This is a genomic window from Acetobacterium sp., from assembly GCF_030652775.1.
In the GTDB taxonomy this organism is placed as follows: domain Bacteria; phylum Bacillota; class Clostridia; order Eubacteriales; family Eubacteriaceae; genus Acetobacterium.
On record NZ_JAUSPS010000097.1, the window covers coordinates 134,550 to 146,831 of the forward strand.

Sequence of the window (12,282 nt, forward strand, 5' to 3'; positions counted from 1 at the left end):
TACAGTTCCACGTTTGATTGACACAATTATTGCGACATGATAACATTATTTCATACAAGGTGATGGAGTTCACCTGAATTGCTAACCAGCTGATGACTCCTGCAGGATTTTTCAATGCTGCAGGTTTTTTATTGTCTGAAATAACCAAATCATACCCTAAACCCTTCATGTCAAACTATTTTTTGCCCTTAAGTCAGGAGGACTGTCATGAAAAAATATTACTTTATCGCAGCCGGCGGCGCTGTTGGTGCGCTGTTGCGATTCGAAATCAAAAGCGCTCCCACCCTTTTTCAATCTGCCGATCAGCTCATCAATCTGGCCTTGACCATTCTTGTCATCAACCTGATTGGTTGCCTGTTGCTGGGGATGCTCAATGCCATTTTCTCTAAAACCGAACGAATCAGCACCGATGTCAAGCTGGGACTCACGGCCGGACTATTGGGCGCCTTTACCACCTACTCAACCTTTTGCAAAGAAAGTCTGACGATTCTGGATGCTGGCTATCTCCGTTTTTTTTGTTACTATGTGGCGGCCTCCGTTACCCTGGGCGTCGGCGCTGTTTACCTGGGTCATCTGATCGGCCATCATATTTTGCATCCGGTTGGCAAAAATTTGGTGGCTCGATTTAGCATCGATTATTAATAAGGAAAATAGTTCATGGAAACTTTATGCGTCATTGTCGGCGGTGCTTTAGGCAGCACCACCCGTTATTATCTGGGCAAACGTTTTGCCTCCCGGCACAAGCACATCCCGGTTGGAACCTTTGTCATTAATGTCTCCGGTGCCTTTCTTTTAGGTGTCGTCACCAGTTTTGATGTCTCAACCCTGCTATATGGTTTATTTGCCGAAGGCTTTCTGGGAGCCTATACCACCTTTTCTACCTTTATGTTTGAAGATTTTGTACTGCTCCAAAATAACCGGATTCTCAGTGCTATTGTCTATATGCTGGCTACGCTGGTCTTGAGTTTTCTGGCTTTTTATGGGGGATTCATGATTTCAGGAGCAATAATTGGCTAAATATGCTTGACAAATGAATCTACCGGCCTTAAAATTAAAGTATCTCTTTGCACTGCATATTAATCTACAGTACAACCTGATCAGGCCATGACCATTTATGCTCATGGAGCCGGGCCGTCACGACGGCAACAGATTTGAATTTTCGCATCTGTGGGACAGAACGTTCTCACAGGTGTTTTTTTATACCCTTTTGAGAACAGATATGCTGGTTTTAGCCATTAGCTGCGTGCTGAGAATATATTTTAGTACATGCAAAAACAGAAAATGGAGGACTATTATGATCGAAAACTCAACCAGCCCAATGGGGCTGACCACCAAAGAAGCGAGCCTACGGCAAGAGCAATTTGGAAAAAACGAATTGGCACCCCAGAAAAAAGAAAGCTTTTTTCACAAGGTGCTGCACATCATCAGTGAGCCGATGTTCGTGCTGCTGCTAGTGGCCGCCGCCATCTATTTTATTCTGGGCGAACCCCGGGACGGTGCCATTATGCTGATCTTTGTCATCGGCATCATCAGTATTGATGTGATTCAGGAATGGAAAACCGACAAAACCCTCAATGCCCTGAAAGATTTATCCGCGCCCCATATCAAAGTCATTCGGGATGGTCAGGAAGTCACCATTGCCAGTGTCGATCTGGTTCCCGGCGATCTGATGATGATTTATGAGGGAGTGAAAATTCCCGCCGACGGCATCGTGATCCGTTGCAATGATTGTTGTGTCGATGAATCATCCCTGACTGGCGAAGCCGAAGGGGTCTGGAAAATCGCCACTGAAAATGTCGAACCGTCAACCGATCATTGGCGTAAAGACTATTGTTATGGTGGCACCTTGGTGACCCAGGGGACCGCTTTGGTTGAGATTGATAAAATCGGTCCATCCACCGAATATGGAAAAATCGGTATCGATGTGGCATCAGCTCCGGATGAGCCCACGCCGCTCCAGAAGCAAACCGGCAGCTTGGTGAAACTCTGCGCCGGTCTTGCCGCAGTCTTGTGTGCCTTGGTTGGGGTAGTTACCTATATCAATATTCCCGACCATGCCCTGGGTGACCGGCTCACCGAAAGTATCTTGTCAGGGATCACCCTGGCCATGGCCATGATACCCGAAGAATTCCCGGTCATTCTCACCGTCTTTCTTTCCATGGGCGCCTGGCGTCTGGCCAAGAAAAAATCCCTGGTTCGTAAACTGCCTTCAGTTGAAACCCTGGGTGCGGTATCGGTGCTCTGTGTCGATAAAACCGGTACTATCACCATGAACCAGATGACTGTTCAGGACACCTGGGCGCTCGACGGCGATGTTGATACGCTATGCGAAACTATGGGTCTTGGCTGCGAAACCGATGCCTACGATCCGATGGAAAAAGCCATGCTCAACCACTGTGACAAATCGGGTTTTTCAAGAGACCACCTCTTTGGCGGTGAACTCATCACCGAATATGCCTTTACCAATGAGCTGAAAATGATGGGACATGTCTGGTTTCACGATGACGAAATTATCATTGCGGCAAAGGGCTCCCCAGAACGGATTCTGACGATCTCCGACCTTTCTCCCGATCAGCGAGCAATCGTCGATGCAAAAATCCTGGCCATGTCCGAACAGGGCTTACGCGTGATTGCTGTTGGACTGATGAAACCCCAAACCAAAGCCGATATTCCCCAAAACATTGAGGATTGTCAGCTGACCTTATGCGGTCTGGTCGGTCTGGCTGATCCGCCCCGAGAATCGGTGAAAAAAGATATTGCCATGTGTAATCAGGCCGGCATTCGAGTGGTGATGATAACCGGGGACAACGGCATCACTGCTGCCAGCATTGCCAAAAAAATCGGCATGCCCCATTCCGATCACATCATCACCGGCGACATGCTGAGCGAAATGACTGACGAAGAACTCCGTGAAAAGGTCAAGGATGTCAGCATTTTTTCCCGGGTGGTACCTGAACATAAGATGCGGATAGTCAAAGCCTTTAAAGAAAACGGCGAAATTGTGGCCATGACTGGCGACGGCGTCAATGATGCTCCGGCTCTAAAATATGCAGATATCGGGATTGCCATGGGCAAACGGGGTTCGGAAGTGTCCCGGGAGGCCGCTGATCTTATTTTGATGGACGACAATTTCTCAACCATTGTTGACACGGTTCAAGACGGCCGTCGTATATTTGACAATATCCGCAAAGCGGTGGGTTACGTGTTTACCATTCATATTCCCATTGCCTTCGCCGCTTTGCTGGCACCGCTGATGGGTATTTCCCCGGGCAGCCTGCTGTTATTGCCCCTTCATGTGGTATTGCTGGAGTTGATCATTGATCCGACCTGTTCGATCGTGCTCGAACGGCAGCCCGCCGAAACTGATATTATGGAGCGACCGCCCCGAAATCCCAAAGAAAAGCTTCTCAATGCCAAAATCCTGTTAAAAAGCGTCACCCAGGGTGTGGTGCTTTTTGCGGCCTCATTTGGCACCTATCTCTATATGCTGGGGCAACATCCGGACAACCCGGAGCTGGCTCGTACCATGGGTTTTGCAGTCATTATGCTGGCCAATCTCTTCCTGGTTCAGGTTAACAGCTCGGATCATGATTTTGCCTTCCAATCCATGAAACGGCTGGCTAAAGATAAGGTTATGTGGATTGTCAACATCGGAACTGTGGCTGGGCTCTTTATTATTCTATATACACCGCTGAATGCGTTTTTGAAATTTGCCCCTCTCACCGTCAGTCAATTCCTGATCGTCTTTGCCATTGCTGGCATCTCGGTTTTGTGGTATGAATTGGTGAAACTGATAAAAATACTAAAAAAATCGGATCAGGTTTCTATTTAACCGGATTATGACCGCAAAGAATATCTGCGAACATCCATACAATCGCTGTAAATCAATTGTTTAATGATCCTATATTGATTATTTTTTATGTTTTCGCAACTGTTGATAAAACCAAAACAGTCAGGAATCACAAGTGATTCCTGACTGTTTTTTCGATTGCTTTTTTAAATAACGGTTCTGTTAAGCTGGCTGAAATCAACCTTTGACAAGAGAACCCATGTTGATTTTCAATCTGAAGAAAAAATTCTTGATTACGTCATTTTATTCATTGCAAAATAATATTTCACAAAATCATCTGCTGATAGCGGACGACTGAAAAGATATCCCTGGATAAAATCACAACCGAATTTTTTCAGGAATTCCAGTTGTTCCGCTGTCTCGACACCCTCGGCAACAACCTGAATGCCAAGACCATGAATTATCGTAATCATCGATTCTGCAATCATTTGCTCCCGCTCATCGGTTACCATATTACTGATCAGCGACCGATCCAATTTAATAATATCCAGGGGCAGATCTTTCATGCAGCCAAAGGAAGAATAACCGGTTCCAAAATCATCCAGCGCCAGTTTAACGCCAATTTCTTTTAATTCATAAAAAACTTTGACCAGTTCGTCGGTATCTCGAATCAAAATGCTTTCAGTTATTTCAAGTTTAATGCAGGTGGGTTCGATGCCCGCTTCCCGAATACCGCCAGAAACCGACTCCGTCAGTTCAGCACCGCGGTTTTCAAATGACAAAAGTGAAACATTAATGCTGACAGTCATATCACACATCCCAGCTTTTTGCCACTGTTTGATTTTTTCACACACTTCCCCGATGACCCAATCGGTGATGGGAATAATGAGTTTTGTTTTTTCAGCAATCGGGATAAAATCAAGGGGTGAAATCCTCCCCAGATAGGGATGATCCCATCTGAGCAGCGCTTCAGCATGATTAATGATCCCGCTATTGATATCATAGATGGGCTGATAATGAAGTTCAAATTCACTCTTTTCAAGGGCTATCTTCAAATCTTTTTCCAGAATTGCTTCCCTGGTTCGAGTTTGATCCATTTCAGGAATGTATCTAACAATTTTATTTTTTTCTTTTTTGGCCACATATAATGCGGTATCTGCATTTTTGACGGTTTGTTCCAAGTCTTCTGGTTCTGATCCAATTCCGATGCCAATGCTGGCGGTTAAATAGAAAAGCCGTTTTACTACCATAAATTGGGTTGAAATTGCCTTTAGCACCTGTAATGCCAGCCCGTGAACAAACAGATAATCACTGGACTCAACGATAATTACAAACTCATCCCCGCCATATCGATAAACTAAACCATTACTGCCAACACTTTTTAAAATTCTGGTCGCCATGTCCAGAAGAACATCGTCCCCTTCCTGATGTCCCAGGGCATCATTGATAATCCGGAAATTATCAATATTGATGATAATCACTGACTTTTGTCGTTTATCCGCTTTCCCATCGAGAAACTTCTGCCTCAGCGCTTTTCGGTTTAACAACCCTGTCAGCGGATCATGGAAATCAATATAACGGATTTGTTCTTCTTTCATCTTTCGTTCATTAATATTCCGGCTCGAACTGACAATTTCGATCTCACTCTGGGCGTTATAACGAAATCGGGATGCGGTCTCCACCCAGATGGTTGCGCCATTTTTACACGGCTGCTGGATCTCATAGATATAGGTCTTGGAAATATCCGGTTCAGCGATAAACTCTTTTTTCCTTATGGAAATTTCTTCCCTAAATTTAGGGGCACTGTTAAAAGCCAATTTATCAACAAAGTTTTCCATCATCGCTTCTTCTACCGTATACCCTCGCAGATCCTGGATGGATGGACTGATATAGACAAATTTCCCCAAATCCACGTTGAATACCCAGATTACATCGGCCATCGTATCAGCCAACAATCGATATTTTTCTTCACTAGCCGCCAGCGATGTCCTGGAGTCCAGGATTTCCTGTGTCTGGTTTTCCAGACCTTCATAAATCATATTGTATAAAAATACCAAAACGATAATTATGATCTGAGCGGTGATCGCATTGACCAGCCAGAAATCGCCATACATTTCAATCGGCAAGCCTTTCAAAATACCAGCCAGGAACATCACCGTCAAAACAAAGAAAGTCACCAGATTAATGGCAAAAAAGACCTTATTCTGTTGCTTATTCAATAATGATACCGCCAGCACAAAGGAAAAGATAACACTGATCATCCCCGCACCCACGGGGCCCGTATAAATCAGCAAAATGATGCTGATCACGTAGATGCTGATAATAACAATATACTTTCTCGTGGCGATCCTCATTTTCTTTTTGCTGACTGCATATAAAATGACGCCAAAGATCGAAGCCTCAATAATGGCAAGCAGTGTATTCCCACCCGTATAGAACAAATATGCCCCATAAATAAGGATCGGTCCGAATAAAAAAACAAGTGAAAAAGAAAGCAGTGAAAAGATTCTATTTTTCCAGAATTTAATACCGTGAGTATCATCGTTGACATCGATTTTCCGAAATATCAATTTTCCGAAATTTTTTTTTATTTTTTCTCTGTCCATTAGCGTTTATCCTTATCGTTTAGTCAATCAAACTGAAAATGATGCGTTTTAACTAATAGTTGAATTATAGCACGAAAATATTTTTCTTAACACTATTATTCATTCCACCTTCCCAAAAATCAGGCGTCGTTTGTATTTAACAAAACGACGCCTTCTTATTTGGTTAAAAATTTTAACTATTAACCTGATTGCGGACAACCCCATTAATAAAATGGATCAGATTATCCACTGCAATGTCCATCAGCCGCTGTCGGCTTTCCTGGGGTGCCCAGGAAATATGGGGGGTAATAATGATGTTTTTGGCCTGCAGCAACGGGTTGTTCAGTTTGATCGGCTCAGTGGAGACCACATCCACCGCTGCGCCCCCGACCTTGCCGCTGTTAAGGGCATCGCTGAGATCTTTTTCAGCTATCAGCTGGCCCCGGGAGTTATTGATAATCAGTACGCCATCTTTCATTTTAACGATACTTGCGGCATTGATCATCTCCCGGGTATATGAAAAAAGTGGCACGTGCAGAACAATAACATCCGCTCCTTGATACAATTCATCGAGACTCACGTAGTGGCACGTCTCCGATTCCAGCTCCGGGTATTTAGTAACATCATTGGCCAACACCTTCATCCCCATGGCTTGGGCAATGTGACCAGTGCGCTGGCCGATTTTTCCAAAGCCGATGATCCCCATGGTTTTTCCGGCCAGTTCAATCAGTGGATAATTCCAGTAACACCAGTCCGGGTTATTGTTCCAATCACCGGCCATCACTGACTGGGCATGATCGCCAATCCGGTGGCACAATTCCAGCAGCAGGGCAATGGCAAACTGAGACACCGCATCGGTGCCATAGCTGGGAATATTGGTGACGGTGATACCCTGTTCTTTTGCCGCCGCCACATCCACCACATTGTAACCAGTTGCCAGCACCCCGATGTATTTAAGCTGCGTGCAGATCCCCAGGGTTTCTTTTGTAATCAGGGTTTTGTTGGTCATAACGATCTCGGCATCACCAATCCGCTGGGCTACATCGGCTTCTGCGGTTCGGTCATAAACCGTCACCGTTCCCATTTTTTTCAGACTATCCCAGCTTAGATCTCCGGGATTTAGTGTATATCCATCCAAAACGACAATCTTCATTTCTGTCACCTGTTTCTGTGTAAATTTGAGTTTATTCTTTTCATTTTTCCTAATTTCTTTCTTTACTCTGGCAGCACATCCGGTGGCGGAGCCTTAATCAGAATCAACTCCAGAGTTTCCGGATTGAAGTTATTGAGAACCATTTTAGTATTGGAGGGGATTTTTAACACCGTCCACTCCGGATAGGCATAATAATCCTGATCATCCAGCTGTAGTGAAACGATCCCCCGAACTACGGTCATATAGACCACCGCATTGGTATAATGCTCAGGAAACCCATCACTCTGATTAATAATCGCATGCATATAATGAAGATTTTCATCGAGAATCACCTTTTCAACCACCTTGTCATTGCCAGCCGTTAGTTTAAATATCTGCTCAACCATTTTGATTTCTCCTTTTCTATTCGCTCCTGCAATCATTCTGATAATACGATGTTAGTTTTATACCCCATTTTGATCGATTTAAAAGACCCTGATTATTAATATCTTATTTTTTATGTATCATAATAAAATCACCTATTGGTTGATTTCATCAACCAGAATCAACCGCAAATCCATTGAACTTTTTTGTGAAAGGTTCTATAATCAGAGTGAGGTGATCAAATGAAAGAAATCAATATTGGTAAAATTATTGTCGCCAAACGCCGCGAAAAGGGTCTGACTCAGGAAGATTTGGCCGCTTATATTGGGGTTTCCAAGGCCTCTGTTTCCAAATGGGAAACTGGCCAGAGTTATCCGGATATTACCTTTCTCCCCCAGCTTAGCGCCTATTTCAATATCAGCATCGATGATCTGATGGGTTATTCACCTCAGCTGACCCCAGTGGATATCAAAACTCTGTATCATCGGTTGGCTGATGATTTTGCCGCTAAACCGGTTGCTGAAGTACTGGCCGAATGCGAAACTATTATTAAAAAATACTACTCCTGTTTTCCCTTGCTGTTGCAAATGGCCGTACTCTTGGCCAACCATCATATGCTGGCGACTGACCCGGCAGCCGCCAAGGCAATGCTGGAAAAGGCGGTCACGCTTTGCCAGCGGATCAGAGCCGAAAGCGATGACCGGAACCTGACCCGGGATGTGATAGCGGTTGAGGGCATCTGCTATCTGATGCTGAACCAACCTGATCAGGTCATGGAATTGGTAGGTGAAACTGTCCGCCCCTTCCCCACTGATACGGAAATGCTGGCTCAGGCCTATCAGATGGCGGGTAACCCGGATAAGGCCAGACAGGTGTTGCAGATCAGCATGTATCAGCATCTGCTATTTCTGGTTTCCACGGCTTCAGCCTATCTGATGCTAAATGCCGGTGATCTCAACCGGGTGGAAATGATTCTGACCCGAACCCTGGGGGTGGCCGCACTCTACGATCTGAATGCCCTCCATCCCAATACCATGGCCCAGGTTTATTACGCCGCCGCTCAGGTCTATGCCAGCCATCAGGATACCGACACCACCCTGGCTTATCTGGCTGACTATACTGAGGTCTGCGTTTCTGACTTTTTCCCCTACTCCCTCCATGGTGACGACTATTTTGACGCCATCCAGCCCTGGTTTGAGGATTTCGACCTGGGGGTGGGTGCACCCCGGAGCGAAGAGGTCATCAAACAAAGCATGCTGGATGGCCTGGTGGCTAACCCCCAGTTTGACTTTATTAAAGGGGATCGCCGCTTTAAGGATCTGATAACACAATTAGAAACACATTTAAACAACAAAGGAGACAATCAATGAAACGAATTGGATTTTTTTTAGGATTAGCTTTTTTTCTGACCTGGACCCTGGAATTCGCCTTAATGGCCAATGGTGGGCTGTCCAGCAGCTACGCCATTTTTGTCCTTTCAGCAGTGATGCTGATGCCTGCTCTTGCGGTGGTGGCCACCCGGCTGATTACCAAGGAAGGGTTTAAGGACTTTGGACTGAAGCCCCATTTCAAAGGCAATGTCCGTTATTATCTGGCGGCCTGGTTTGGCCCGGCGCTGCTGATTGCTTTGGGTGCGCTAATTTATTTTCTGTTGTTCCCCAACCAGTTTGACCCCACTATGAGTCAGATGGCCGGGATCTATGCCGCCCAGGGAATAACCCTACCAGAAGGTACCCTGTTCACGATTTTTCTGAGCCAGTTGTTGCTTGGTATCTTCCTGGCCCCCCTGCTTAACATCATCACCACCTCCGGTGAAGAAATCGGCTGGCGCGGTTATCTGTTGCCAAAGCTGATGGAAAGGTATAGCCCCCGAGTATCGATTGTTATTTCCGGGATCATCTGGGGTCTATGGCATGCCCCGATCATTGCCATGGGGCATAATTACGGCACCGGTTATCCCACCGCTCCCTGGGGCGGCATCCTGGCAATGGTTTTCTTCTGCTTGTTTATTGGCTCCATTTTCTCATTTCTGGCCATTCGCACCAAAAGCTTTTTGCCGGCATCCATCGCCCATGGCTCCCTTAACGGATTTGCCGCTATTTCGATCTGGTTTACCCTGGGCACCCCCAGCCCTTTCATCGGGCCTTTGCCCACAGGGATTATCGGCGGCATCGGACTGATCGTTGTGGGAATTCTTTCTTTTGTTTGGGTGGGCAGTAAAAATACCGCAGTTAAACAATAAAAAAGCAGCCCCAAGTAAGCCGCTATTATTAATTTTTTTAGTAATAATGATTTTAAGTTGACATAATGATAGAGCTTTGGTATAATGTAATCAATAAAGTTGTGAAGTATATACTTTGAGTAGTTTTTCTGGTGAGCATATTTACGTGTTAAGAAACGTGGAAATATGTAAGCCGGATGATAAATAAATGAAATCTGTATAAAAAAACATTTTTATGGAACTGGGGCTTGTGTAGGATCGTGAGGTCATACACTATACTATTGGGCAATTTCGCCACAAATGGTATATTGTGAGTTATTTATATAGCGAAGCTAGGGCACTCTAACTCTGTATTTTCAGAGTTAGGGTGCCCTTTTTTTATAGATTTTTCCTTGTAGTTTGGATTTCTCTACGAACTCGGTACATATTACTTTTCCTTGATTATTATCACACAATTGTGAAAGGATAAAAATCAGGTTAATATAGATTTACTACTTACATTCAGGAGGAAGAAATGAAAAAGAAAAAATTAATGATAATGGTTTTAGGTGTGATGCTGGCCGGTGTTCTAAGTGGGTGTTCCGGATCATCCGCTGACGAAACGACCTATTCTAAGATTATCGAAACTGGTGAGATGACCTTTGCCATGACTGGTGCTTATCCGCCCTTTAACTATATCGATAAAAATGGTGAGCTGACCGGATTTGATATTGAAATCGCCCATGCCATCGCCAAAAAAATGGGGGTTACTGCCAAACCCATTACGGTCGAATGGGATGGCATCATTGGCGGACTGACCGGGAATCGCTTTGATATGATCATCGGGAGTATGGCAGTTACGGAAGAGCGGCTTAAACAGGTTAGTTTCACCGATCCCTACTACTATGACGGCGCACAATTTTTTGCCAAAGCCGGTTCGGGATTAAACAGTATTAGCGAACTGGAAAATGGCAAGGTTGGGGTTGTCACCGGTACCACCTTCCATGAATATTTGGATGGGATGGAAAATATTGCTGAAATTCTTCAATTCCAGAGTGATGTGGATAATTTCAAAAGTGTCGATCAAGGCCGTTCTGATGGGCTTGTCACCAGCAAGGTCGTTGGCGCTCGCGCTCCGATTGATTATGGGGTTGCCATTGAGCCGGTCGGTGATCTGCTTTATACCGAAAACATCGCCATCGCTATCCGTCAGGATGACCCGGAGCTGCTGGAAGCCGTCAACAAGGCTCTGGCTGCCATTATTGCCGATGGCACCTATGCCGAAATAAGCAATCGCTGGTTTGGTATGAATATTCTTGAAAAATAGAAGCTTTTTATTCAGGCAGTCCGGGTCTTAACCGAACTGCCTGAAACCATTTTTACGCTAACCAAGTATTATCTAAATTTAAACCAAATCTAAAACTGTGACATCCGTATTTTTTTTAGAGAGACGATACGGATGTCATCATTTTATGATTATTCAAAAAACAGGAGGTATCCCATGGATGCTATCATAAATCTGGCCAACAATAGTATTGAATTTTTTAAAACCGTGGTCGAATTTGCGCCTAAGTTTATTCCCGGCGTGATCTTAACCCTGCAGCTGGCATTCTTTTCCATCATCTTGGGGATGATCATCGGACTGGTGGTAGCCGTTTTAAAACTGACCAAATATAAGTGGTTAAAAAAAATCATGAACGTCTATATCACCATCGTCCGGGGAACCCCGCTATTGCTCCAATTGTATTTTATTTTTTACGGACTCCCTAGCCTGGGCATCATGATTGACAGTTTTCCCTCGGCGATTATTGCCCTGGCTCTCCATAATGGTGCCTATATCAGTGAAATTTTTCGGGGTTCCATTGAATCGATCGACTATGGTCAGCGGGAAGCCGCCCGGTCGCTGGGTATGACCAAATGGCAGGCGATGAAACGAGTCGTGCTACCCCAGGCCTTTAAGCGCTCGGTTCCGGCTTTAGGAAATCAGTTTATCATTGCCGTCAAGGACTCTTCCCTGGCTAGTGTTATCACCATCACCGAAACCATGCTGCTGGCGCGACAGTTTGGTGCCGCCACCTTTAATGTCTTCCCGATTTATTTCACCGCCGGGGTCTACTATCTGATTATTACCATGGGGCTGACTAAAATTCTTAGTATGGTCGAACAAAAGTTGAAAGTGAATGAGAGGTAA

At 45.0% G+C, this 12,282-nt stretch carries 10 protein-coding genes and 2 riboswitches; of the genes, 7 read left to right on the plus strand and 3 right to left on the minus strand.

Annotation, left to right across the window (positions count from 1 at the left end; translation table 11 throughout):
- The first annotated feature begins 49 nt into the window (after positions 1 to 49).
- Positions 50 to 109: riboswitch (Fluoride riboswitch) on the plus strand.
- A 98-nt stretch (positions 110 to 207) separates the two neighbouring features.
- The 3 genes from Q7J41_RS17605 to Q7J41_RS17615 all read left to right on the plus strand — a co-directional run bounded on the left by Q7J41_RS17605 (position 208) and on the right by Q7J41_RS17615 (position 3,832).
- Positions 208 to 642, plus strand: coding sequence for a CrcB family protein (locus tag Q7J41_RS17605; RefSeq protein WP_304889748.1), 435 nt, complete (start codon positions 208 to 210; stop codon positions 640 to 642).
- A gap of 15 nt (positions 643 to 657) precedes the next feature.
- On the plus strand, positions 658 to 1,017 hold the full coding sequence (crcB, locus tag Q7J41_RS17610; protein WP_304889749.1) for a fluoride efflux transporter CrcB: 360 nt from the start codon (positions 658 to 660) through the stop codon (positions 1,015 to 1,017).
- A 66-nt stretch (positions 1,018 to 1,083) separates the two neighbouring features.
- A riboswitch (NiCo riboswitch) is annotated at positions 1,084 to 1,178 on the plus strand.
- Positions 1,179 to 1,294: 116 nt separating this feature from the next.
- Positions 1,295 to 3,832 carry a cation-translocating P-type ATPase gene (locus Q7J41_RS17615; protein ID WP_304889750.1) on the plus strand — a complete coding sequence of 846 codons (2,538 nt, stop codon included), beginning with the start codon at positions 1,295 to 1,297 and terminating at the stop codon, positions 3,830 to 3,832.
- 251 nt (positions 3,833 to 4,083) lie between these two features.
- On the opposite strand, the gene Q7J41_RS17620 is transcribed toward Q7J41_RS17615, so the two are convergent.
- The 3 genes from Q7J41_RS17620 to Q7J41_RS17630 form a co-directional block, all read right to left on the minus strand.
- The gene (locus tag Q7J41_RS17620; RefSeq protein ID WP_304889751.1) at positions 4,084 to 6,396 is read right to left on the minus strand and encodes a bifunctional diguanylate cyclase/phosphodiesterase; all 2,313 of its coding nucleotides are present in this window, start codon (positions 6,394 to 6,396) and stop codon (positions 4,084 to 4,086) included.
- A gap of 172 nt (positions 6,397 to 6,568) precedes the next feature.
- Positions 6,569 to 7,528: a D-2-hydroxyacid dehydrogenase gene (locus Q7J41_RS17625; protein WP_304889752.1), complete on the minus strand. Its 960-nt coding sequence runs from the start codon at positions 7,526 to 7,528 to the stop codon at positions 6,569 to 6,571.
- Between the two features lie 62 nt (positions 7,529 to 7,590).
- Positions 7,591 to 7,914 (minus strand): cupin domain-containing protein, encoded by a 324-nt coding sequence (locus Q7J41_RS17630; protein WP_304889753.1) that lies wholly within the window; start codon positions 7,912 to 7,914, stop codon positions 7,591 to 7,593.
- A 219-nt stretch (positions 7,915 to 8,133) separates the two neighbouring features.
- On the opposite strand from Q7J41_RS17630, the gene Q7J41_RS17635 reads away from it, so the two are divergent.
- From Q7J41_RS17635 to Q7J41_RS17650, 4 genes are all read left to right on the plus strand, one after another.
- Positions 8,134 to 9,261 (plus strand): helix-turn-helix transcriptional regulator, encoded by a 1,128-nt coding sequence (locus tag Q7J41_RS17635; RefSeq protein ID WP_304889754.1) that lies wholly within the window; start codon positions 8,134 to 8,136, stop codon positions 9,259 to 9,261.
- A complete protein-coding gene (locus Q7J41_RS17640; RefSeq protein WP_304889755.1) occupies positions 9,258 to 10,133 on the plus strand; it encodes a CPBP family intramembrane glutamic endopeptidase in 876 nt (291 codons plus the stop codon). The genes Q7J41_RS17635 and Q7J41_RS17640 overlap by 4 nt, the downstream gene beginning before the upstream one ends.
- Positions 10,134 to 10,626: 493 nt before the next feature.
- Entirely contained in the window at positions 10,627 to 11,418 is a 792-nt protein-coding gene (locus Q7J41_RS17645; protein WP_304889756.1) for an ABC transporter substrate-binding protein, read from the plus strand.
- 174 nt (positions 11,419 to 11,592) lie between these two features.
- On the plus strand, positions 11,593 to 12,282 hold the full coding sequence (locus Q7J41_RS17650; RefSeq protein ID WP_304889757.1) for an amino acid ABC transporter permease: 690 nt from the start codon (positions 11,593 to 11,595) through the stop codon (positions 12,280 to 12,282).

What these genes read in the sequence shown, in the direction of transcription:
- Q7J41_RS17605 (WP_304889748.1), top strand. Translation starts at nt 208, where the DNA reads ATGAAAAAATATTACTTTATCGCAGCCGGCGGCGCTGTTGGTGCGCTG.
- Q7J41_RS17635 (WP_304889754.1), top strand. Translation starts at nt 8,134, where the DNA reads ATGAAAGAAATCAATATTGGTAAAATTATTGTCGCCAAACGCCGCGAA.
- Q7J41_RS17640 (WP_304889755.1), top strand. Translation starts at nt 9,258, where the DNA reads ATGAAACGAATTGGATTTTTTTTAGGATTAGCTTTTTTTCTGACCTGG.
- crcB (WP_304889749.1), top strand. Translation starts at nt 658, where the DNA reads ATGGAAACTTTATGCGTCATTGTCGGCGGTGCTTTAGGCAGCACCACC.
- Q7J41_RS17615 (WP_304889750.1), top strand. Translation starts at nt 1,295, where the DNA reads ATGATCGAAAACTCAACCAGCCCAATGGGGCTGACCACCAAAGAAGCG.
- Q7J41_RS17650 (WP_304889757.1), top strand. Translation starts at nt 11,593, where the DNA reads ATGGATGCTATCATAAATCTGGCCAACAATAGTATTGAATTTTTTAAA.
- Q7J41_RS17620 (WP_304889751.1), bottom strand. Translation starts at nt 6,396, where the DNA reads ATGGACAGAGAAAAAATAAAAAAAAATTTCGGAAAATTGATATTTCGG.
- Q7J41_RS17645 (WP_304889756.1), top strand. Translation starts at nt 10,627, where the DNA reads ATGAAAAAGAAAAAATTAATGATAATGGTTTTAGGTGTGATGCTGGCC.
- Q7J41_RS17625 (WP_304889752.1), bottom strand. Translation starts at nt 7,528, where the DNA reads ATGAAGATTGTCGTTTTGGATGGATATACACTAAATCCCGGAGATCTA.
- Q7J41_RS17630 (WP_304889753.1), bottom strand. Translation starts at nt 7,914, where the DNA reads ATGGTTGAGCAGATATTTAAACTAACGGCTGGCAATGACAAGGTGGTT.